19 protein-coding genes and 1 tRNA gene are annotated in these 22660 nt (G+C 59.6%); 18 read left to right on the top strand and 2 right to left on the bottom strand.

Translation table 11 applies throughout. The features are described 5' to 3' along the window. From DWU98_RS13290 to tssJ (DWU98_RS13220), 15 genes are all read left to right on the top strand, one after another. A partial coding sequence (locus DWU98_RS13290; protein ID WP_147293323.1) for a DUF2345 domain-containing protein occupies positions 1-883 on the top strand: 883 nt, incomplete at its 5' end. A gap of 9 nt (positions 884-892) precedes the next feature. Then, the gene (locus tag DWU98_RS13285; RefSeq protein WP_147293322.1) at positions 893-1792 is read left to right on the top strand and encodes a DUF4123 domain-containing protein; all 900 of its coding nucleotides are present in this window, start codon (positions 893-895) and stop codon (positions 1790-1792) included. A gap of 123 nt (positions 1793-1915) precedes the next feature. Further along, complete coding sequence (locus tag DWU98_RS13280) at positions 1916-2347, top strand: DUF3304 domain-containing protein (RefSeq protein ID WP_115496034.1); 432 nt, start codon at positions 1916-1918, stop codon at positions 2345-2347. A gap of 32 nt (positions 2348-2379) precedes the next feature. Then, positions 2380-2871, top strand: coding sequence for a DUF3304 domain-containing protein (locus DWU98_RS13275; RefSeq protein WP_230474843.1), 492 nt, complete (start codon positions 2380-2382; stop codon positions 2869-2871). 32 nt (positions 2872-2903) lie between these two features. After that, a complete protein-coding gene (locus DWU98_RS13270; RefSeq protein WP_115496033.1) occupies positions 2904-3395 on the top strand; it encodes a DUF3304 domain-containing protein in 492 nt (163 codons plus the stop codon). A 32-nt stretch (positions 3396-3427) separates the two neighbouring features. Beyond that, positions 3428-3919, top strand: a complete 492-nt coding sequence (locus tag DWU98_RS13265; RefSeq protein ID WP_230474842.1) for a DUF3304 domain-containing protein — start codon at positions 3428-3430, stop codon at positions 3917-3919. Positions 3920-3963: 44 nt separating this feature from the next. Next, on the top strand, positions 3964-5703 hold the full coding sequence (locus DWU98_RS13260) for a T6SS phospholipase effector Tle1-like catalytic domain-containing protein (RefSeq protein ID WP_158545059.1): 1740 nt from the start codon (positions 3964-3966) through the stop codon (positions 5701-5703). 25 nt (positions 5704-5728) lie between these two features. Beyond that, positions 5729-5980 (top strand): PAAR domain-containing protein, encoded by a 252-nt coding sequence (locus DWU98_RS13255; protein WP_115496030.1) that lies wholly within the window; start codon positions 5729-5731, stop codon positions 5978-5980. A gap of 10 nt (positions 5981-5990) precedes the next feature. Further along, positions 5991-7211, top strand: coding sequence for a hypothetical protein (locus tag DWU98_RS13250; protein ID WP_115496029.1), 1221 nt, complete (start codon positions 5991-5993; stop codon positions 7209-7211). Between the two features lie 119 nt (positions 7212-7330). Further along, on the top strand, positions 7331-10624 hold the full coding sequence (locus DWU98_RS13245; RefSeq protein WP_158545058.1) for an ImcF-related family protein: 3294 nt from the start codon (positions 7331-7333) through the stop codon (positions 10622-10624). Further along, a complete protein-coding gene (tssJ, locus tag DWU98_RS13240; protein ID WP_115496027.1) occupies positions 10621-11139 on the top strand; it encodes a type VI secretion system lipoprotein TssJ in 519 nt (172 codons plus the stop codon). The genes DWU98_RS13245 and tssJ (DWU98_RS13240) overlap by 4 nt, the downstream gene beginning before the upstream one ends. An 8-nt stretch (positions 11140-11147) precedes the next feature. Further along, a complete protein-coding gene (gene tssA / locus DWU98_RS13235; protein WP_230474841.1) occupies positions 11148-12602 on the top strand; it encodes a type VI secretion system protein TssA in 1455 nt (484 codons plus the stop codon). A gap of 274 nt (positions 12603-12876) precedes the next feature. Next, positions 12877-14697, top strand: a complete 1821-nt coding sequence (gene tssF / locus DWU98_RS13230; RefSeq protein WP_115496026.1) for a type VI secretion system baseplate subunit TssF — start codon at positions 12877-12879, stop codon at positions 14695-14697. Positions 14698-14726: 29 nt separating this feature from the next. After that, complete coding sequence (gene tssG, locus DWU98_RS13225; RefSeq protein WP_329955403.1) at positions 14727-15725, top strand: type VI secretion system baseplate subunit TssG; 999 nt, start codon at positions 14727-14729, stop codon at positions 15723-15725. 24 nt (positions 15726-15749) lie between these two features. Next, positions 15750-16253: a type VI secretion system lipoprotein TssJ gene (tssJ, locus tag DWU98_RS13220; RefSeq protein WP_115496025.1), complete on the top strand. Its 504-nt coding sequence runs from the start codon at positions 15750-15752 to the stop codon at positions 16251-16253. A gap of 188 nt (positions 16254-16441) precedes the next feature. On the opposite strand, the gene DWU98_RS13215 is transcribed toward tssJ (DWU98_RS13220), so the two are convergent. Next, positions 16442-18391, bottom strand: coding sequence for an SUMF1/EgtB/PvdO family nonheme iron enzyme (locus tag DWU98_RS13215; protein WP_115496024.1), 1950 nt, complete (start codon positions 18389-18391; stop codon positions 16442-16444). Between the two features lie 105 nt (positions 18392-18496). Here DWU98_RS13215 and rnd point away from each other — a divergent pair, with 105 nt between their 5' ends. From rnd to DWU98_RS13200, 3 genes are all read left to right on the top strand, one after another. Next, entirely contained in the window at positions 18497-19612 is a 1116-nt protein-coding gene (gene rnd / locus DWU98_RS13210; RefSeq protein ID WP_115496023.1) for a ribonuclease D, read from the top strand. A gap of 105 nt (positions 19613-19717) precedes the next feature. Further along, positions 19718-19793 (top strand) — tRNA-Ala (locus DWU98_RS13205). A 501-nt stretch (positions 19794-20294) separates the two neighbouring features. Further along, entirely contained in the window at positions 20295-20738 is a 444-nt protein-coding gene (locus tag DWU98_RS13200; protein ID WP_230474840.1) for a hypothetical protein, read from the top strand. A gap of 24 nt (positions 20739-20762) precedes the next feature. Here DWU98_RS13200 and DWU98_RS13195 read toward each other — a convergent pair whose 3' ends face one another. Continuing rightward, the gene (locus DWU98_RS13195) at positions 20763-22364 is read right to left on the bottom strand and encodes an MASE1 domain-containing protein (RefSeq protein ID WP_115496022.1); all 1602 of its coding nucleotides are present in this window, start codon (positions 22362-22364) and stop codon (positions 20763-20765) included. Positions 22365-22660: the final 296 nt, after the last annotated feature.

Raw genomic sequence — 22660 nt, 5'->3', positions numbered from 1 at the left:
AATGGACATCGAAGACTGGGATGGCCAGGAGCACATCCGTCTCACCACGCCGCACTCGGGCATCAGCCAACTGGGGCTGGGCCACCTGGTGGATGGTCAACGGCAGAAGCGGGGCGAAGGCTTCGAGCTACGAACCTCCGCCCACGGCGCTTTGCGCGCCGGAAAGGGTTTAATCGTCAGCACCTATGACCAACCGAGAGCCCAGGGCGCGCAGCTTGCCATGCAGGAAGCCCTGCAGCAGCTCGAAGTGGCACACAAACAGACGGAAACCCTGGCCGAAGCAGCCAAGTCGGCCCAAGCCGACGCTGCGGACGCCAAGGCAATGAACGATGTGCTGCAAAAGCAGCTCAAGCACCTTCAGCAAGCTGTCATGGTGCTCTCCGCTCAATCGTCCATCGCCCTTACCTCGCCCGAAACCATCCAACACAGTGCCGGGCGCAACCTCACCGTTACCGCGGGCGAGAACGCCGACATGGGCGTGCTGCGCAAATTCACCGTTGCCGCGGGCGAGAAGATCAGCCTGTTCGCGCAGAAGCTCGGGATGAAGCTCATCGCCGGTCAAGGCAAGGTGGAAATCCAGGCTCAAGGAGACGAAATGACACTCGCCGCCCTCAAAGACCTCACCATCACCAGCACCAACGGAAGGCTGGTGTTGTCGGCAGCCAAGGAGATATGGATCGGGGCGGGAGGCTCCTATATCCGCATCAATGGCAATCGCATCGAGAACGTTACTCCGGGCGACATCCTGGAGAAGTGCGCATTCTGGGATACCGTCGAACCAGCCTCGGACACCATGACATTGCCACAGTTTTCCCGAACCACCTGCAAGAGCTGCCTCATTGACGCCATGCGTCAGGGCGCGCTTGGTGTTTACGTGAGTTAGGTGAAAAACATGTTTCGCTACATGCTTCTTGATTCCAGCCAACACCCGCAATTTCACAAGAAATTGCTGCGATGGGGCGTTTTTCACCGCTCGCTGTTCGATGGGCACGCCGAGGAGGCTCTCCCAGAGATCGCGCCGCTGCTGATCGACGTCACCATCGAATGTGAAGCCACCCGAAAAGTAACCGACGAAGCCATGGGCATCGGTAAACGGAAGCCGTGCGTCAGCATGCTTGAATCAACACTGCCGCTCGTTCCGCTGACCGAGCACTTCGCGCAATTCCATCTTGCCGTCACGCCCGATGGACGCTCACTGCTCATGCGCTGGTACGACACCCGCATCCTGCCAGCCTGGCTCGATGTCCTGACCCATGAGCAGCGCGACTTCTTCACGCACCCTGTCACGCAGTGGATCAGCATCGACCGCTTTGGTATCGAGCAGCAACATGTTCTTTCAAGGCATGCGGCAGAAGCGCCCAAAGCGGGCCCCATGCCATTCCAGCTCAACGAGGCTCAATTCAGCCAACTGTCCGCGGCCGTAGAACCAGACATCCTTATCTACGAACTGCGCAAGACGATCTCACAACATATCGACAGCGTTCCGCATCGGGTGCTCTACCCCTTTGTCCACGCCTATTGGAAGTTGGCGCAGCAGCACGGCCTGCTCGAACGACGTGATCAGGTCCACTTTGTGGGACTGGCGCTGTGCACCTCCGGTCGCTTCGTTGACCATCCGATGATTGCCGCATGGCTGGCCCGACCCCAGCAATCTCATGGAAAGGATTTTCATACCTTGCTAAACGCTCTCCCAAATGAAGCGCTACAGACTGGCACGCCGCTTTGGGAGAACGAGTCGCCCGCGAAAGCGGTTGGCACGGCACCGCCTGGAACGCAATGCCCTGAACCGTGAGCGGAAGAATAAGGTGGCGAAGCCGCATCACCCGCTTTGCACTCGCCACTCTCATGCAGATCGCCACGTACATAACCGGATTCCATGTACGCATCCTCACCGTCAACACAGCCAAGCCGATCCATGCTGATAACAAAGGTTGTGACCCCTTTTTTATTTTTACTGGCAACCGTCATGCTTTCCGGCTGCCATCCCGATAACAAGACCATGGGACTCGATGTCGTGGGCTATAACCACACTGATCGCGATATTGGCTGGTTCTCTGTCGGCAACGGTGGTGGTGGATATCTTGGCAAACACGAGCAAGGGGGTTCTTCCTGCTGCGCTTCCATTCCCCGCACCTATAAGCCAGGCATGACCGTCAAGGTGACCTGGGGTGGGCTCGAAATTGGGAAAACACAGGAGCGAATCGTCGCGATTCCTCCTTACACCCCCGAAGACGGCGGCCATTTTGCTGTTCACTTCCTGCGCAATGGCGATATCAAAGTATTTGTGACGATGCATTACCTGGAAAATCCCCATTACCCCCTGAAGGACGACGAAGCCAAGCTGTGACGATTTGTTTCATCGCTAATGGAGCTAGCACAATGCCTTATACATTGACCATCCTCGATCCGATGCCCAACGATCGCCATCGCAAATGCGCACTGTGGCGAAGGGTCGCTCTGCTTCTCGTCGTGTTCCTTACCATTTTTTCTTTATCGGGCTGCCAGGCCGATGACGACACCATGGGGCTGGATATCGTGGGCTATAACCACACTGATCGCGATATTGGTTCGTTTTATGTCAACGATCGAGGCGGCGACTTACTCATGCAACATGAAGGTGGCGGCGGTTTTGTCTGTTGCGTTGCCATCCCTAGAATTTACACACCCAACATGACCGTTACAGTGAGGTGGACGGACGAAGCCGGCAAGCATCCGCAAGAACGAATCGTCGCGGTCCCTCCTTACACCCCTGAAGACGGTGGCTTGTTCGCCGTTCACTTCCTGCGCAACGGCGATATCAAGGTATTCGTCACGATGCTTGGACCTTCGCACCCCAATTACCCGCTGAAGGGCGACGAAGCCAAGCTGTGACGATTCGATCCATCGCTAAGGGAGCTAGCACGATGCCTAATACATTGACCATTCCCGATCTCATACCTGCCGATGGCCATCGCAAATGGTCGCCGTGGCGAAGACTTGCTTTGCTTCTCATCGCAATCCTTGCCGTTTTTCCCTTATCAGGCTGCCAGGCCGATGACGACACCATGGGGCTCGATGTCGTGGGCTATAACCACACTGATCGCGATATTGGCTGGTTCTCTGTCGGCAATGGTGGTGGTGGGTATGTTGGAAAACATGAAGGTGGCGGCGGTTTTGTTTGCTGCATTTCCATTCCCCGCACCTATAAGCCAGGCATGACCGTCAAGGTGACCTGGGGTGGGCTCGAAATTGGGAAAACACAGGAGCGAATCGTCGCGATTCCTCCTTACACCCCCGAAGACGGCGGCCATTTTGCCATTCACTTCCTGCGCAATGGCGATATCAAGGTGTTTGTGACGATGCACTATCTGGAAAATCCCCATTACCCCCTAAGGGGCGATGAAGCCAAGCTGTGACGATTTGTTTCATCGCTAATGGAGCTAGCACAATGCCTTATACATTGACCATTCCCGACCCTATGCCTGCCGATGGCCATCGCAAATATTCGCCGCGGCGAAGGTTTGCTCTGCTTCTCGTCGTGCTCCTCACGATTTTTTCTTTATCGGGCTGCCAAGCCGACGACGACACCATGGGGCTGGATGTCGTGGGCTATAACCACACTGATCGCGATATTGGCTCGTTCTATGTCAATGATCGAGGTGGCGCATTACTCATGCACCACAAAGGTGGCGGAGGTTTTGTCTGTTGCGTTGCCATTCCTAGAAAATACACACCCAACATGACCGTTACAGTGAGCTGGACGGACGAAGCCGGCAAGCATCCGCAAGAGCGAATCGTCGCGGTCCCTCCTTACACCCCTGAAGACGGCGGCGTATTTGCTGTTCACTTCCTGCGCAACGGCGATATCAAGGTGTTCGTCACCATGTACTTATTGCAACACCCCAATTACCCGCTGAAGGGCGACCAAGCCAGGATGTGACGATTCGATCCATCGCTAATGGAGCTAGCACCATGCCTTACACATTGACCATTCCCGACCCCATGCCTGTCGACGGCTATCGCAAACTGACGCCGCTCGAAATGATGCAGAGGCAGCGTGCCCTCACATGCATCCGCAGCAAAGAATCCGCCCAATGCCAAGGTCAGGTTTACGCCACCGTCTTCTTTGACGGCACTGGCAATAACATGGATTGGCAGGAGCCCGGCACCTCGGGCAAACAACAGGATTTGGGCAAACACAGCAATATTGCTCGACTGTTCAACGCACGGTTTGATGAGCCCGAGAATGGTTTCTTTTCCTATTACATTCCCGGCGCAGGTACTCCTTTCGAAAAAATTGGCGACCATGATGGCGGCGCTATCGCCTACGGCCAGCGAACGTTAGGTGGCATCGGCGGCTACATGGGGGCCGATCGCATCAACTGGGGCATTACGCGCGTCTATAACGCTGTCCATGCATACATCACCGACGGGGCGTTACTGTTCAGTGACGACCAAGCCAAAATCATCGTCAACAACATGAGCTCATCGGTAGGCGCCCTCACCTTCGAGAACAGCTATCGCCGCAGGGTGTTGCATACGTGGGAAGAAAAGCTCGCCGCGGTCGTGCAAAAAAGTCAGCGCCACATCACGCAGATCAATGTGGCCGTGTTTGGGTTTTCGCGTGGCGCGGCCGAGGCGAGAACGTTCACCCATTGGCTGAGCGAGCTTTTACAGCAGCAGGATGGCGGTTATGCGCTGGCGGGTGTGCCGTTGCGCATCTATTTCATGGGGCTGTTCGACACGGTCGCGTCCGTGGGCATCCCGGACATGATTCCCGGCATCAATGGCCATATGGCCTGGGCGGACGGCACCATGCACATCCCCTCCAGCGTGGAGCAATGCGTACACTTTTTCGCATTGCACGAGCAGCGCGCCTGCTTTCCCCTGGAGACGGCAGCGAATGTGCGGCAGATGGCCTACCCCGGCATGCATTCGGATGTCGGCGGAGGGTATCTACCCACCGAGCAGGGCAAGCTGTCGCAGTTATCGCAGATTCCGCTTAACGACATGCATTACGAGGCGTTCAAGGCGGGAGTCCCAGTTCTATCTCGCGAAGACATTGACCTTCAAACAAAATTAAAGGCGGACTTCTTTACGCCTCCAGACCTGGTCAAAGCCTATAACGCTTTCTGGTCGACCTGCGGCATCGGCGCGGCGTCCAGTACGGCCGCAGCCAGCGATTTCATCCGCCAGCACACGCATCAGTATTTGCAGTGGCGTGGCGGTCTGCTTCAACGCGGGCAGGCGCTCGACACCCGCGGCTTCTATCAACGCGCCGGCGCAAAGGACAAGGATGACCTGCGTAACGCACAAGACGATTTTGCAAAACAGACCGCAGCACTCCGTGACCGTCTACGCGCAACAGACGGCGGTACCGATGATGTTCTTGACCACGCGGTCGCGATGCAATTTAGCCGGCTGTTGGTGGACGATCCCCTCCAACCGGTTGACGCGACCACCCGTGAGTTGCTGGCGGCCGTCGATACTGATGCAAGCCTACCTGAGGAAGTTCGCCAGTTTATGGACAACTACGTCCACGACTCGCGTGCCGGATTTCGCGACATCCCCAAATGCGGGTTGGAACCCCATCGGATGACAGGCGGTTACCTGCGTTATCGAAGCGTTTTCCAGAACGACCGCGATGTCACCAAGGTGGCGTCAACCGAGGTCACACCCTCCAACGCCGGCGCCGTGTCAGGTCCGGCGGTGGAACTGGCATAGCACTTTAGCAAGGAGCACCCATCCCATGAGCAACTTCATCCGGCTCGGTGACAGTACCGATCACGGCGGCAAGGTCACCAGCGCCTCGAACAAAATGCGCATTCGCGGGCGTTTCGTTGCGCGCAAGGGCGACAGCGTAGGGTGCCCGAAGCATCCGGAGGTTCGCCTCAACCGCATTATCGAGGGCGACCCCACGACCTGCGACGACGGCATTCCCGTGGCCCGCGAAGGGCATCGCGCAACGTGCGGTTGCCGGTTGATTTCCAGCCTGCGCTGATCGTCGAGCCATGCCTGTAGAACTGCCCACCGCGCAGTGGGACACCACACCTCCCGCACTGCCCAGGCCGATTGCCTGGGCCGCCTTGTTCGTCGTCGTCATGCTGGCGGGTGCCGCATCTACCTTGCTGATGTGGCCCGAGGGCGAATCCACGCATACAACCTGGTTCTGGTTGCGCCTGCTTGTGTTTCCGGCGCTCGCGTGGTGCCTGCTCTTCGGCTTGCGCTGGCTTTATCACGAACAGGAGGAGGCACGCCTTCACGCCGAAGATGAAGCGCTGGCGGCGGACCGCGCCAACGCGCTGCACTTTGCGCAGGAACCGCTGGCCGTATTGGATGCGCGCTATCTGTGCGCCATGGGCTACGGCGGTGTCGCGGCAAAAATCGCTGCAGGTCAAAGCCAGCTCGAATCTCGCGAGCCGATATCAGGCGGCACATCGGTGCGGCACACGACGCTGGATATGGATGGGCTCACCCAGGAAGATCGTTTTCAATCCTGCTTCGCCATATTGCTACGTTCACTCGCGGTCTCGCTCGCCGGGCTTCCCCGCGGCGCACCGCTTAGTGTCTACCTGCAATTACCCGCCACGGCGCCGCACGATGACGTTCTCAAGCGCTGGCAGCAGAGCTGGCGCGCAACAGAATGCCACTGTGCCGAAACAACACTGCTTACTTCGGAACGCGGCATCATGGAGCTTGACGCATGGCTGGACATCCGCGGCGGACCTCAACTTGAACGCTTCGTGCTGTTCGTCGCCGTGCAATTGCACGAAAAGGCCGAGGCCGACAGCGCCGAGGCGGCCGTCGCTTTGTTGTTAGGGTGGGCACCTTTCACGGCGCGCGAGGGACTTACCCCGCAAGCGCTGCTCCATCGCCCAGTCGAAGACACCAGGAACAGCACGCACGAGACGCTTTCACAAGCGCTGCTGTGGGGCAACACGGATGCAACGAAGGTCGAAAGTCTTTGGCACGCGGGACTGGGAGAGGCGAAGCGATCGGCACTGACGCAAGCATCCTCCGATATGTCGCTTGCCGTTTCGCCTGCCGAAACGCTCGGCGGCACACACGATATCGACGTGGCCATGGGTCAGGCCGGCGTCGCTTCCGCGTGGCTGGCCCTCGCGCTCGCCGTCGAGCACGCATCGCATACTCAAACGCCGCAACTTGTAGCAAGTAGGCAGAACACACTTTGTGCGGCCGTCGTTCAGCCCGCCGCTGCATCACAGGAATAAAGGCCACACGGATGAGCACTCGAAGGCTTTCAGGATATTGGATCGTCGTACTTAGCATAACGGCGAGCTTAGCCATCGCTGCATGGTATCAAGGCACCGCACTGCACGTTTCTCGCGCCGTGCGCGTACTTGTCGTGCTGCTGATCGGCACGATCACCCTATCGTGTCGCGGCCCAGTGACGGCAGCATGGCGTCGGGCCGCGCGCTATGCCTCTCACCGCGACAGCGATCGCCACACCCGCGATGCAGCGGCACGAATCGGTGCATCGACAACATCCACCCGTATGGCTATCGCGCGGCAGGGGCACAACGAACTGGCTACGGCCTTGAAGGTTCGGCACGGTCGCCGTTGGCGCTATCGCCAGCCCTGGTTGCTGCTGACGGGCGAGGACACAACCATCACTTCGCTACTGCCGTCTCTCGCCGAAAACGGATACCTCATTACCGACGACGTCGTCGTGCTGCGCGAACCCCGCCCAATCGAAGAGCCCCCCGATGCGAGCTGGTTGCAGCAACTGGCGAGGTTGCGCCGTCGGCGACCGGTGGATGGCGTGGTGCTGGTGGTTCCGGTCGGTGCTGTGGGATCAGCGCGGGACGCTTCGCGCGATGCGCCCGCTTTCAGTGCAACACTGCAACGTATCGCCAGCACCTTGCATTGGTCCGCGCCAATCTACGTACTGCACGTCGGGGGTGTCCATCACGATCAATCGCCGGTGGTGGGGTGCGAGTGGGCGCATGTGGGGGACGCGGAGGTCGCGCAGGCGGATCTGTGGGCACTTCGCAATCAGTTGGCCGAGCAAGGCGTATGGGACATTGCGGACCATCCAGACGACATCGGCTATACCGCTGCCATCTCCCGGCTCCTTGATGTACGAAGCGCACCGCTAGCGAACTGGTTGGCCGCGCTCGCGGCACGCCGCCTGCTCTTGCGCGGCGCGTTCTTTGCGCCAGGTCAACCGAAAAAAGGTGAACGTCAACCGCTCCAACAGCTACCGATCTGGCCGCATCTTGGTGCCCTCGCACGGCGCGACCGTGGCCGCCGTGTGGGCTTTCATCCCATCACAGTCGTCTCGACGATGATCCTGGCGCTGATCGGTCTTTGGACGTGCGGCATGCTGATCTCGGGGTGGACCAATGCGAACGCGCTGCGTCAGTCACAGGTGGCGGTGCAGGCGTTGGATACCGGCCACGATGCCGCACGCATCCGCGCCTTGCTAGCCCTGCAGCAGCGCATCAGCCTTTACGAAGAACGCGCGCGGCACCACACACCGCTGTTCACGCGCTTTGGCCTCAACCACGATGGCGTCACGCTCGACATTCTGTGGCAACGTTATGCCCCGGCCGCGCGTTCCCTGTTGACGACACCTGCGCGGCTCGCCCTGGAAGCCTCGCTCAAAAACCTCGGACAAATGCGCGCCGATGCTCTGCAAAGCCACGACGCGCAACGACATGGGTACGATCAGCTCAAAACCTATCTGATGCTGGCAGACCCACAGCGCGTGGACGCACCGTTTCTGGCGACGCATATGACCGACGCGTTTCCGATGGTCACATCCATGCCGCCAGGCGAATGGCAAGATACTTCGCAGCGCCTGGCTGTCTTCTTTGCGAACCATCTGGCCACACACCCCGATTGGCGCATAACGCCCTCGGTGGCATTGATCACCACGGCGCGCGGTACGTTGATCAATCAGATTGGCCTGGCGAATGCCGATGACACGCTTTATCGCGCGGTCATGGACGGTGTACACGGTAAATATGCCGACGTCTCGCTGCCGGTGTTGTTAAACGGCACCGATGCGCAAGACTTGTTCTCTACCGCGGCGAGTGTACCGGGCCACTACACGCGCGCCGCGTGGGACGGCATGATCGCCGAGGCCATCGACAAGGCTGCGAGCGAGCGGCATGTGCAAAGCGATTGGGTGCTCACCGACGGCAATGCAGTCGCCGTTCCAGAAAGTGATCCGTCACGCGTCGACGATATCAAACGACGCCTTACCGCGCGCTACTTCGCCGAATACGCCGCGGCATGGCAGCACATGCTCAATAGCATTCAGTGGCAACCGGCGCCCAATCTCAACGCCGCTATCGATCAGCTCACACGCCTGACCGATGCGCAAACCTCGCCGCTCATCGCCTTGATGAAGTCGGTGCAAAGCCAGGCGCAAGCCGGCCGCCGGACGAAAGCTATTGGCGATGAACTGGTACACCGCGCGCAAAGCCTGATCGGCCGCAAGGATGAGGAACTCGCTAGCTCCTTCGCGAATCCGCTCGACGCTGCCTTCGGCCCGCTGCTCGCCTTGATGGGCGACAGCGGCGGCGCCACAGCACATGATGCGAATAGCACCGACAACACCGCCAGCTTGAATGGCGTGAGCCTGCAAAGTTACCTGACGTCCGCCACCACCATGCGTCTGAAACTGCAGCAGATCGGCAACAGCCCCGATGCGCAGACCATGGCGCGTGCCCTCGCGCAGGCCGTCTTTCAAGGCAAACTGTCGGACCTTGCCCAGGTGCGCGAGCAAGCAGCCCTGACCGCCGCGAGCCTCGGTTCGGCATGGTCGGGTTTTGGCGACGCCTTGTTTGCGCGGCCGCTCGATGGCGCATGGCAAACGATTCTGCAACCGGCCGCCGCCAGCTTGAACGAGCTGTGGCGCGCCAGCTTGGCGATGCCGTTCAACAGCGCTTTCGATGGGCGCTATCCATTTTACGACACGAACGCCGATGCGTCCTTCGCGGAATTGGGCCGGTACGTCAAACCTTCGACAGGATTGATCGCGCGCTTCCTTACCGTGGAGCTGGCAGGCGTACTCACGCAACAAGGTGATCAATGGGTACCCAATGGGCTTGCCCCGCAAACGCTGGCGTTCGACCCGACGTTCCTGGCGGCGATGCAGCAGATGTCGGTGCTTGGCGCACGTCTGTATGCGCAAGGTGACGCCGGCTACCACTTCGAAGTCATGCCGCAACCCACTCCAAACGTAACGCGCTCGCAGCTTACCGTCGACAAGCAACAGGTCGTGTATTTCAACCAGCAGGAAACTTGGTCGCCCATCGCCTGGCCCGGTGATGGGCTGAATGGCCACACAGCACTAACGTGGCAAACGCTGGATGCGGGCGTGCGGCAAGCATTCGATGAGACGGGCGATTGGGCGTTCCTGCGCCTGCTTGCCAAGGCCAAGGTGAAGCCGCTCGATAGCACACGCTATGAACTCACCTGGGTGCAGCCGGACGCCGAGCCGCTGCGCTATGTGCTACGCACGCACGTCGGTGATGGGCCGCTCGATCTATTGAAGCTACGCGGCTTCAAATTGCCCGAGCGTATTTTCATTTCCCAGGAACCTTCGAGCGTTGCGCGCAACAACGCCGGGCCATCTACCCTACCGCTGCCAATGGAACTGACAGCACCATGAGTACCTCGTTTGTTTTCAGGTCGCGCTGCGTAGCCTTCCCCATCGTTGCTACGTTGCTGACGGGATGCGGGGCGTGGCAAACCGTCAAGGACACCTCATCCCATACCGCGCAGGCGATTTTTATCGCCAAGGTCAAGCAGATGAACCTGGTTGTCGAAGGTCGCGCAGGACTCAACCATGATGAACGCGGCGCTTCCTTGCCGGTTGCCATACGCGTGTATCAATTGAAGGATGACAAAGCCTTCAACGCCGCGACGTATACGCAATTGCTGAGCCCCGCCGATTCTGTACTCAAATCCGATGTTGTGAATCAAACGGATATCGTGCTCGGCCCGAAGATGACCGTCACACTGAACAAACCCATGGCCGATGACGCTCACTATGTCTGCATCGTCGGGTTTTTCCGCGATCCGTCTGGTACAGGTTGGAAACAGGTCATTCCCAAATCGCAATGGAAGCACACCGATCCGGTGAGGATCAGTGTGATCGGCAACCGGATACAGATGGAGCACTAAGAAAGCCCATGCTGACGAATCTACTCAAATCGTTGTTTGGCAAAGGCGAGCCATCCGATCTCGCCCGTTCCGCGCTCGTCCAGTGGGAAGCATGGCTGCAACCCATCGATGCCGATTCGCCTGTCGGTGCCGATCCGGTTTACGACGATGATTTCCAAATCATCCGCGACGAAGTGACCAAGCTCACCGACGTCAACGAAGAGCTCATCGTTACTACCGCGGAGAAGCTTCTCAAGCATGCGGCCAAAGATGCGCGTGTTGCCGCCTATTACGTTTACGGTCGCATGCGTTGCGATGGCGCCAGGGGCGTGACAGAAGGCTTTGAGTTGCTCGCAGCGCTCGTCGACCGCTTCGGCGACACATTGCTGCCCGCACGCCTGGAAAGTCGCAAAGCCGCCATCGAGTGGCTGGCCGGGAGCACCTTTGCCAATCGGCTGGATCAGGTGCACGGCCTGACCGGCACGCTGTTGGAACGCACACTTTCGGCGATTGCGCTCATGACAGAACGCATCACGCAATGGTCCGAAACCGGTCGTCCGGACCTGGGCCCACTGTTCCGTCGTTTCGAAAGCCGCATCGAACTGCCCTTGCCTGCCGATGCGATGCCGACATCGGGCATCGCATCCACCGTACCAAAACCTTCCCACGCAGAAGCTGTTGCTTCGTCGCACGACCTCATCGAACGCGCTCGCCATATGGCGCAATTTCTGCGCGAGCAACCAGACGGGTACTTTGCCGCATGGCGCCTGATGCGCTGCATTCGTTGGGATACGCTGGCTGAGTTACCACCCCACGAAGCGAGCGGAAAAACCCGCCTGCCCGCGCCACGCACCGAACTGCGCTCCAACCTCAAGCGCCTTTTGCTGCAAAAGCATTGGCCGGAGTTGCTCGAACGCGTGGAGACCGCCTTTGTTGAAGGCGCCAACCACTTCTGGCTGGATCTGCAGTATTACGCCTTCGTTGCACAGGAACATGCCGGCGCTGAATACGCCGCCATTCGTGAAATAGCGGCTATGGATTGCGCCACGCTGCTGCAACGCCTGCCTGGGCTGGAACAGCTTTCCTATACGGACGGCTCGGCGTTTGCAGACAGCACCACACTTGAATGGATCGCCCGGCACACTGTGCCTTTCAACGCGCGCCATTCGCACGACACACTATCCAATATAGCTACGGAGGGCGATCATCACTGGGCCGACCTTGAAACCCAGGCATTGTCGATGGCTACACAGCAAGGCCTCGACGACGCCTTTGCATGGCTGCAAAGGCTTCCCGACCACGACACCGAACGGCAGCGCTTTCTTCGCCAGTTCGTCATGGCGCGCGTAGCCGAACGCCTCGACCGCGTGGACATTGCCATCCATCTTCTGAACATGCTCGACGCCACAGCGCAACAACATCACCTTGCGCATTGGGACCCGTCACTCGTGTTCGACGTCAAACAGCAGCTGATGCGCGCTTAAGGCACGCATGAACCGCAAGGATGTTGACAAAGCGTCACTAGCTCACCGTATCGACATCCTTCTGGGTGAACTCACCGGCATCGACCCAGCGCGCGCGGTGATGCTCAAGTAGTTTACCGATTATCTTTTTATCTCGACTCGGCCAATCACCTCATGCTTGTCGCGCCGCCGAAGACACGAGCCCAGCGGCTTCAAGAATGAACGACACCCGGTTCCGGCTGTCGCCTGGATAACGGTGCGGCCAGAAGAGATGCTTTAAAACAGACATTCCATCATGACAAGCCCTACCAAAGACAACGAAATCCTGCGCTATTACGAGGCGGAAATGCGCTACCTGCGCGAAGCCGGCAAAGAATTTTCCAAGGCGTTCCCGGACCGGGCCCATGCACTGGGCCTCGATCATCTGGGCGATCGCGATCCTCATGTCGAGCGTCTATTCGAAGGCTTTGCATTCCTGATGGGTCGCTTGCGCCACAAGCTCGATGATGAGCTGCCGGAACTGACCGAAGGCCTCGTCAGCATGTTGTGGCCACACTACCTGCGCATGGTGCCCTCCTTGTCGATTCTGGAGGTGCTGCCTGATGGCGGAACGCTGCAGCGCCATGAACGATTGGAATCGGGTCTTGAAGTGGTTTCCGACCCGATACGGGTCAGTACGACACCCGACGATGATGCCAAGATCGAGTGCGTCTATCGCACCACACAACCGGTCGATCTTTATCCTTTGCGTCTGACCGAAGCCCAGGCTTCCACGCGCGACGATGGGCGTTCTGTGCTGCGTTTCCGTTTTACGTTCGAACAACAAGCGCAACGCCCCCAACTCAGCGTGCCACGTCTGCGCCTGTATTTGCATGCAGACCGGCCCGTGGCGCTCACGTTGTACGCGGCGCTGACGGCCGACCCGCTGACCTTGCAGATTCGCATACCGGGTTATCCCGAAGATCGACCCGGTGCACCGCAAACGATGCCGAATTTGCGCCTGGAGGCCGCCGGCTTTGCGGCAGAGGAGCGGCTATGGCCCAAGGCAGACAATGCGTTCGGAGGCTATCAGCTGCTGCTGGAATACTTCACTTTCCCGGAGAAATTCATGTTCGTGGATCTTTTGGGTCTGGACATGCAGGCGATCCCGGAAGCTGCGCCCTACTTCGACATGGAAGTGGTACTACACAAACCCTACCCCGAGGATATGCGCTTTGCCGCCGACAACGTGCGGCTGCATTGCACGCCGATCATCAATCTGTTCGAACTGGAAGCCGATCCCATCACCACCAGGCAGTTCGATACCGATTTTCGCGTCTATGCGAACGAACGCCAGGGTGCACACGTGGATGTCTATGCAGTCGATGCGGTACAGGGCTTCGAGGTGGGCACCGGTCAGCGGTTCGAATACGCACCCTTCGCCGCGTTTCGCCATCGTGGCGGCATGTTGCGTCATGAAATGCCAGAGCGGTATTTCCACACACGCATGCGACGTGGCCCTTCCGGGCGCTTCGATACCTGGATCGTGCTCGGCGGTCACGCATGGGAGCAGCAAGCCACGTTACCGCGCGAAACGCTGTCGCTTTCGGTGACCGGCACAAACGGCCTATTGCCGCGCAAGGGATTGCGCGAGGCCACCATCACACGCATGCGCGGCGGCTTTACCAACGTGCGGGCGGTACGCAATCTGGTCGCGCCAACATTACCGGTCTATCCACCGACGGGCGATCGTTTTCATTGGCGTGTTCTGTCGCACCTGGCCCCCAATTATCTCTCACTGTTGGATGCACAGCTGTTGCGCGGCGCCTTGGCCTTATACGACTGGACCGAAGGCGAGCTCAATCGCCGCCGCATCAATGCCATCACCCAGGTACAGCACAGGGCCGTGCAAAAGCTGGTTAAGGGTGGATTGCTGCGCGGCGTGGAAATTGAGATCACGCTCGACAGCCATACGTTTGCTGGAGACGGTGACGTCGAACTCTTTGGTGGCATGCTAAATCGCTTTCTTGGGCTGCATGCAAACCTCAACCTGTTCACGCGTCTTGTCATTGTCGCTCAACCGATGGGGCATCGACTTGTCTGGCCAGACACCAAGAGCGAAGGGACGCCGCTGTGAACGCGCCGGACGAGCTTCGGGCATCCGACATGCCTTTGCTGTGGCCAGAGCTGCGTGCGCACGCCACACAGATGCATTTTTTTCGGTTTTGTGAGCTTCTTGAACGCAGCGCACCTCATTGCCCGACACTTGGTTCGACTGATTCACTGGCAGACGAGCCGATTCGCTTTCGCTCGCAGCTTCGCCTGGGATTTCCGGGGCGTGAAATCGAGGCGGTAGAAAATGATCCCGATGATCCGACCGCTCCTCCCACGGTGCGCACCGCGTTTCTTGGTCTGTATGGCGTGGATGCACGCATGCCATCTTATTTTGTCGACGAGATCGCGCAGCGGCGCGAAGGTGCCGAACCGCTGGCGGCGTTTCTGGATATCTTTCACCATCGCATTGTCACGCAGTACTTCCGCATCTGGCGCAAATACCATTATCCGGCAGGGTTCGAGCGCGATGGACGCGACCCCATCTCGACCTGCCTGTTGAGCTTGGCGGGCCTGGGTCTGGGCATGGCACAGATCGGCCAGCAGGTGGACCCGCGCAAGTTGCTGTCGATGCTGGGCCTGGTCAACCAGAAGACGCGTACGGCCGAAGGTTTGGCCGGCGTGCTACAGCACGCCGTGCCGAATGCGACGATCACCGTGAAAGAGTTTCATCCGATATGGGTAACGATCGATACCGCTGAACCCATGCCCCTCGGCGAACAGTGTGTGCTTGGCGGAGGCTTTTTTGATCGGAGCAACTGCGTAAACGTCGTTATCGCGCTTACGTCGTCTGATTCAGTGGCTGCTTTGATGCCTGGCATGTCCGCACATAAGGACATCATGGCGTTGCTGCGCTTTTATCTTGGTTACGAAGCACAAGCCATCATGGAGGCGGAGGTACCGCCTGCACTGATGCCTCCGCCCATACTGGAGCCCAATGCTGTAAATCTTGGTTACACGAGCATGCTGCCCTACGCTGAAGCAGCATGCGCGTCCCATGCCCCAATCCGGATACAGCTCGGAACATGGAACATTCCATCCCGTTTGTCCTGATGCAGCTAGACATAAGGATCATGCATGCGAAGTCTGCAACCTGCTCAATACGCCCTCCTCACACTCGCCACGCTTGGCATCACCGCTTGCGGTGCAGTCCAGACCATTCGCGATGGCACCGCAAGCACTGCGAAACGGGTATTCACCAGCCAGGTGCCAGTGATGGATCTGGATATTGTCAATCGCGCCGCCGATGAAAACCGCCCAGCGGTCGTGCGGGTTTATCAATTGAAAACATCAGAACGCTTCCAAGCACTTACCGATGCGCAATGGCTGACGCATGATGTGACAGCACTGAAACCCGACCTTCTCGCCACCCATAATCTGGTGCTGCCTGAGGGAGGCAGTGAAAGCGTTCATTCGCCTATGGATGAGCGAACGCTATACGTGGGTGTGGTTGCGCTGAGGCACGCGGATGAGGCAAGGCCCATGAAACTTCTTATTCCAAGGAAGCAGTGGGCAAACGTCCGAACCGTCGACGTTGAGATCGACGATAGCGCTGTGCATCTACATGCTCGTCAATCGTAGGTATCTGCTAGCCGTCGCGTGATTCGCTTTGCTCATCCTTCCGAAGCCGTCCTTTCGACAATCTCTTCGCTCCGCGCTCCGCCAGGCTTTCGCCCGAATGACGAATCTGTGGCGTGAACCCTACGGAAGCGCGAAGAGGAATGGGTAAATCCGCGCTTACTCACAGCGCGCACCCCATTCACGCGTCCTCAAAGCTCCCGCAAAATGCGAAAGCCCACACGCCCACTGCGGATACTGGCATCCGCACCTTGCCGATAAGCCGAATTGGCCTGCTCCGGCGAACTGCCCCACGAACCGCCACGCACCACGCGCGTGATGCAGCCAGGGTTGATCCACGCAGTACCATCTACCGGTGCGCGCACGTAGTTGTCGTGCCAGCAATCGGACATCCATTCGGATACGTTGCCATCCATGTCGTACAGGCCGAATGCGTTGGGCGCAAACGTCATGACCGGCGAAGGCCCCCAATAGCCATCCCCGTAATTGTAAAACGCGTGGCTCCAACGGCGGCCGCTGGGGGAGCGATCGAGCGAGCCGGTGAGGTTTTCCACCTTGCTCTTGGGTGTACCGTCTCCCCACCAATAGCGGCTCGTGCTGCCTGCGCGCAGCGCGTATTCGAATTCCGATTCACTGGGCAGGCGATACTTTTTGCCGGTGCGCTGGCTGAGCCATTGCACATAGGCGTTGGCGTCGTTCCAGGAAATGTTCACGACCGGCAGATTGTCCGTGGCGGGATGGCCGGCGTAATCATCCGCCCAGGTTGCGTTGGAGACGTCGCGCATGACACCCGTGCGTTCGTCGTAGACACTCGCACCGCCTTGCGTGACGGATTCGGGTTTGTAGCCACTCGCACGGACGAATTCACGGAACTGGCCCACGGTAATGTCGGTTTGCGACAGCGCAAAGCCCTTGCTGATGGTCACTTCGTGCTGCGGTGTTTGCGCGTCGGTGTGGCCCTGTTCGTTGTCGGGTGCGCCCATCATGAAGTTGCCGGTGGGGACCACCACCATCGTCGGCGACTGACCATTCATATCCACAAAACGGTCGGAGAACACCTGCCCGGGTTTGAAGCTTGCGTAAAGGCGTGCATTGGTCAGGCGCTGCTCGAATTCATCCAGGCCCGTGAGTTGCGGGCTTATCGATTGCGCTTGCCCCGCCAATTGTTTGGCGAGCGCGATGTTGCCTGCATCCAGGGCCGAACGTGCTTGCGCCAGAATGCCGGCGGCACGCTGTTGGCGGATCGCATCGATCTGACCGCTCACATCCTTCAATTGCGGGGAATCGGGCTGGATGGGTGTGGCCTCGGCAATCGCTTGCTGTGCACCGGTAAAATCGTTCTGCGCCACGGCGGCAAGTGCTCGGTCAAGCATGACGCGCTGCACCTGCAAGATGCCCTGTGCTGCCACGGCATTCTGCGGATCGAGCTGCTGCACCTGGCGATACAAGTCCAGCGCGTCGTTGCCTGCAGGCTTGTCTGCCTTGCCCTGCTGCAGCAACGAAGCGGCTTGCGCCAACATGGGCCGCACTTGCAGCAGCGTCTTCATGTTGGCTTCGAGCGGCGCAACGTCGGCGGCGGTGTTGGGCAACGCCTTGAGGCTGTCCAGCAAGGTGCCGGCGGATTCCGAATCGCCCACGGCGATGTCTTGCGTGATCTGCGCAATCAGATGCGTGCGCACCTGGTCCAGGCCTTGCGCGGCAGCACGGCTATCGGGTTTGAGTTTAAGCGCCTGTTGATACAACGCCGCTGCACTGCGCTGATCACCGACGACGCGCCCAGCCTGGAACGCCTTGTCCGCCCGCTCCACCAGATCTCTTACCTCGGGTGGATCGGCACTCATCTGCTCGGGCAGCGCCGCCGGTTTACGCGTAAGACGCGCCGCGATCACGGCGGTGGGCGCAAGCGTCAACGGCGGCCCGGCGTTGAGCTCATCCTGTTCGGAGGGCACCGCAGTCGGGGTGCGCACCGGTGCCGATGGCGCCGCGCGCCCCGCGCCAGGCGCGACGGGGTTGGCCACCTCTTCGGGGCTCACGTGAAAAAGCTCGGGAAAAAAATGGTAAGTGAGCCCAAAAGCGAGCACGAGCACGCCGAGCGCCCCACCCAATGCGCGCTGGCGTTGTACGGTTTCCTTGCTCGGCATGGTGGGCGTTCCGTGGCTGGCCTGCTATGGTTCGCTGCTTACCATATGGCACCACCGATGACGGAGCAATCGCGAATCGCAGCTTCGTACCCTGAAGGAACGCACATGCCCCTGCCCTCACCGCCACCCAAGGCGGACTGGATCGAACAACGCAGCGAATTTGAACAGTGGCTGTCCCCGCTGTCCTCCCATGCCGTGGTTGGACTCGACACCGAATTCATGCGTCGCAATACGTTCTATCCCCAGCTCGCGTTACTGCAATTGGGTGTGGACGCGCGCTATGCGTTGGTCGATCCGCTTGCGTTTGAGATCGGCCCTGCGCTTAAGCCGCTGGAAAGTGCCAACGTCATCACCGTCATGCACAGCGCCAGCGAGGACCTTGAGACCCTTTCGCCATGGCTGCCAGAAGGCCCGCGGGTGCTGTTCGACACGCAGATCGCTGCGGCTTTCGTGGGGATGGGCTTAGGGCTGAGCTATCGCGCGCTGGTGGCGGAATTGGTGGGTGTGGAGTTGGACAAGGGCGAAACGCGCTCAGATTGGCTACAGCGCCCGCTCACAGCGTCGCAATGCGAATACGCCACGCTCGATGTGGTCCATCTCCAAACCATCCATCAGCAACTGGCCGACCGCCTCGCGCAACGGGGCCGCACTGGCTGGCATGCGGAAGATTGCGAACGACTCAAGCGCAAAAGCTGCCCGCGCGAAGGCGACCCGCAACCGCAACTCGCCTACCGCGCCGCCGCCGAGTGGCCGGCCGCGCAGCAAGCGCTCCTGCGCCGCATGCTGCTATGGCGTGACACCACCGCCCGCCATCTCGACAAGCCACGCCCATGGTTGCTGGACGATGCGCTGGCGCTGAGCTTCGCCCAGCAGCCACCCAAAGATCTCGCCGAACTGGAACGGCGCAGCGCTGGTCAGCGGGCGCTGCGCTCGCCGCAACGTGTCGAACTGTTCGAACTGTTGCAACCTGCAGGAGGCACCGAAGAAATCGCCGACACCCTTCCCATTCCTCCCTACCCCCAAGGCAAGGCCAAGCAAGCACTCGCCGCCATGAAGCAAACCGTGGACACGCTGGCCGCTCAACTCGACCTGCCTCCAGGCCTGCTCTGCTCGCGTCGCGTATTGGAGGAATTCGTGGTCACCGCCCAATGGCCGGACTCCCTGGAGGGCTGGCGTCGCGAGGTGCTCCACGATGTCCTGGCCGGCCTTCTGCCGGCCTGAAAATACGGGCCAAGCGCGATCCGCCGTGGCTCGCCGTTCCATGGTGGGCGGCCGGCCAGGGCTTGGCTCGCCGCCGCCTCCGCTGCTACCATGTGCAGCTCGCGTGGGGCGGTAGCTCAGCTGGGAGAGCGCTGCGTTCGCAATGCAGAGGTCGGGAGTTCGATCCTCCTCCGCTCCACCATTCATTCCAGACGAACAGCGCTTCATGCCTCGCGGCGTAAGCGCTGTTTTGCTTTGGGTGAACCGACGGCGGCGCATCGTTGCGGCGAGCTCTTTGGCAAACGTTTCGCGCCATCTCGACTCGCGGGACCTCGCGGTTAACCGCAACACGAAACCCGTCATTCCTGCCAATACGGCAATGACAACAAAGAACGAATCAGGCAAGTCGGTGCTTTCGTCTTGCACGCGGAAAACCGACGTCGTTGCGCGCAAAGGACATAAGTCCGACTTTTTCGCACCCACCCGACCGCAAACTCTCGCGAAGGCGCTTTTACCCTTCCCAGCTCCTGGGGAGGCCGTGCACGTGGCCTCAAGGAAGGGCATTCACAGCCCCATCACGTACCCCTGTGGCTTGCTGAATAGCGTTCTTGTCCCCCACGCGGCGTCACCTTTCCAGCGCGGGGGCGGAGCTAGATTCCGGTGTACCTCAATCTCACTCATCATTAGAGCAAGGGGAACAATCATGCAAAAGTTGACTCGCGCCGCGCTCGGCATACTTCTGGCCGTAGGTTTACCCGTGCTGGCGACTGCCAGCGAACCCTCTGCAACAGGTCTTGGCCAAGCATGGCCGAATGCCGCGGATGTAAGCGCAAGCCCGAACTGGCATGTCTACGTATTTGTTTTGAACGGCGTCAAGTACATCCAGGTCAACGATCTCAATGGCAACGTCATCGGTGCTGTGGGCACGGCTGGCGGGCAATTCATTACGTTGCCGATTGGGAGGTTCGCTCAGTACGTTTCGACGCAGCCAACGCAGAGCAGCCGGGCGATCACGGTCTATCGCGACAATGCCACTGTGATAAGTGTTACGCCCACGAGCAACGGCATTGCGGCGCTGAATGCTGCCAGCACCAGCGATGATCCCTGCCAGGATCCGGAGCAATGCGGGAGTGGCGGCTCTCCTTGAGCGCGCCCCGGCCGACCGGCGTCGCTAGCCGCCGCCGGTCACGGGCTCCAGCAACAACGCGCTGATACGTCGGCCTTGCGCCGACGTATGCATTTTGGCCCGCCCTTCAAACGTGGCGGCACGATCTTGAATGGCGCGCAAACCCAGGCCGCTACTCGTCCGTGCAACGCCCGCCAAAAGCTCATCCCAATGGATATGCACCAGGCGAATCGGATCGGCGGCAAGACACACTCTGACCATGACACCACGGCGCCCATCGTGTTCGATGTATCGAATCTGGACACGAACGCCGCTCACGTCCCTTTTTGAACACGCATCCGTGATGGCTTCGCAGACGATGCGATAAATGGTCATGCGCAGCGCATTCGATAAGTGACTCAGCTGACCACGGACATCGCACGAATAAAGCAGCCCCGCATCGTTCAGCAGCCGCACCATCGCACCGTCGCGCAATGCGGTTGGCAACCCCCTTCCGGGTGCCGAAACGGGGTACAGGCTGTCCGCGAGCCGATGCAACTGCTCTTGCGCGGCCAACGCATGGCGCTGATAGCCACGGTCATCCACCGCCGGCTGCAAATGCCGCAGGCGACCTAACATCATCGTAAAACCCACCTGGATGGTTTCCCGCACTTGCTCCAGTGTTTGCGATGCCATGCGCAACTGCATTTCGCCGATGTAAACATTACGCTGCGCGAGCGCAAGCGCCATACGCACGTCGACCTGTTCCTGTTCGGCGCGGCGATCGAGCGCCGCAATGCGCGCACCCATCAGCAACATACTGGATATGGCAAAGGCGACGAGAATCTCCGCTTGAATCGTATGATGATCGTAGAGCGCCGGCATCAAGATCTTGATGGCACAGCTCGCAACCATGCCTCCCACTGCCGCGCCTTGCCAACCGTGACGAAACGCCAGCCACACGACCGGCAGGAACATGGCAATTTGCGCCAACTGCCGTGTTTCCGATGGAGCCGGAGCCAACATGCCAAGCCCGAGGAGAAACACCAGCACGGGTAAGCCGACGCAGGCACTTTCGAAAACCAGGCGACTACCGGCAATCCTGTCACGGATGCGGCGCCAGCCGCCTTCCTCGGATAGCTGCTGATGGATGACCAGAACCAGTGGCGTAACCGTAAGGACACCCAGGTAGTCACCGATGAAGCAGCGTGCGGCTAACGCGCCATAGTTCACCACGTAGTCCGCCGGCAAATGCATGATCCGGACCATCAGAACATCCCTGAGGGTGCCAATGAAACTCATCAACAGCGCGCAGCCAAGCAGCGCAGCAATGTTGACGACCGCCTTGCTGACGGGAGGCCATTGCTCACGGGCCCAATAGATGAGCGGCAACAGGAAGACACTGGGCGGTACGAGGTTGACCGCTGCCCACGGCGCGCCCCAATCGTCGAGGCACTCAAAACTGAGATAGATGAAATAACCCGACTCACCCACCAGCAGTGCAGGCCAATAACGGTACGGGGCGAGCAAGAAGACAGCGAGCCGCAAACCGTCAAGAATCATCCAATGCGACACCGACAGTACTCGAAACACCACCACGGCCAGCCCATACCCCAAGGCAATGGCGACATGGCGAAACCACGGTCTCTCCCAAAGTGCCTTCCCCATCGATCACCCCATATTATTCGAACGGCGCCCCACCCCGCATTGGACGTCCAAACGGCGCGATCATTGGATTGCAGGCGTGAAACCACAGTGAAGCGCGAGCCCTTCCTGGCGTGGAATCTTCGCCGTTGCGCACATCGCGCAGTCTGCGAGTGAATTTTTGCGATGCAGATCACAGGGATCGAAATCAGATTAAAGGTACGGCCTCACCCGCCGGCCCGTGCACGCCAGGGCAGCCGATCGGCGATTACGGCTAAAATCCCCGTCGCAAGCCGCGCGACCGGCATCAGGCAATCTGG

Source organism: Dyella monticola (assembly GCF_003363155.1).
In the GTDB taxonomy this organism is placed as follows: domain Bacteria; phylum Pseudomonadota; class Gammaproteobacteria; order Xanthomonadales; family Rhodanobacteraceae; genus Dyella_B; species Dyella_B monticola.
This window is presented reverse-complemented; position numbering and strand designations above follow the sequence as displayed.

Bases quoted from the DNA above. Each gene is read 5' to 3' on its own strand.
- DWU98_RS13285 (WP_147293322.1), top strand. From the start codon at position 893: ATGTTTCGCTACATGCTTCTTGATTCCAGCCAACACCCGCAATTTCAC.
- DWU98_RS13280 (WP_115496034.1), top strand. From the start codon at position 1,916: ATGCTGATAACAAAGGTTGTGACCCCTTTTTTATTTTTACTGGCAACC.
- DWU98_RS13275 (WP_230474843.1), top strand. From the start codon at position 2,380: ATGCCTTATACATTGACCATCCTCGATCCGATGCCCAACGATCGCCAT.
- DWU98_RS13270 (WP_115496033.1), top strand. From the start codon at position 2,904: ATGCCTAATACATTGACCATTCCCGATCTCATACCTGCCGATGGCCAT.
- DWU98_RS13265 (WP_230474842.1), top strand. From the start codon at position 3,428: ATGCCTTATACATTGACCATTCCCGACCCTATGCCTGCCGATGGCCAT.
- DWU98_RS13255 (WP_115496030.1), top strand. From the start codon at position 5,729: ATGAGCAACTTCATCCGGCTCGGTGACAGTACCGATCACGGCGGCAAG.
- DWU98_RS13250 (WP_115496029.1), top strand. From the start codon at position 5,991: ATGCCTGTAGAACTGCCCACCGCGCAGTGGGACACCACACCTCCCGCA.
- tssJ (WP_115496027.1), top strand. From the start codon at position 10,621: ATGAGTACCTCGTTTGTTTTCAGGTCGCGCTGCGTAGCCTTCCCCATC.
- tssA (WP_230474841.1), top strand. From the start codon at position 11,148: ATGCTGACGAATCTACTCAAATCGTTGTTTGGCAAAGGCGAGCCATCC.
- tssF (WP_115496026.1), top strand. From the start codon at position 12,877: ATGACAAGCCCTACCAAAGACAACGAAATCCTGCGCTATTACGAGGCG.
- tssG (WP_329955403.1), top strand. From the start codon at position 14,727: ATGCCTTTGCTGTGGCCAGAGCTGCGTGCGCACGCCACACAGATGCAT.
- tssJ (WP_115496025.1), top strand. From the start codon at position 15,750: ATGCGAAGTCTGCAACCTGCTCAATACGCCCTCCTCACACTCGCCACG.
- DWU98_RS13215 (WP_115496024.1), bottom strand. From the start codon at position 18,391: ATGCCGAGCAAGGAAACCGTACAACGCCAGCGCGCATTGGGTGGGGCG.
- rnd (WP_115496023.1), top strand. From the start codon at position 18,497: ATGCCCCTGCCCTCACCGCCACCCAAGGCGGACTGGATCGAACAACGC.
- DWU98_RS13200 (WP_230474840.1), top strand. From the start codon at position 20,295: ATGCAAAAGTTGACTCGCGCCGCGCTCGGCATACTTCTGGCCGTAGGT.
- DWU98_RS13195 (WP_115496022.1), bottom strand. From the start codon at position 22,364: ATGGGGAAGGCACTTTGGGAGAGACCGTGGTTTCGCCATGTCGCCATT.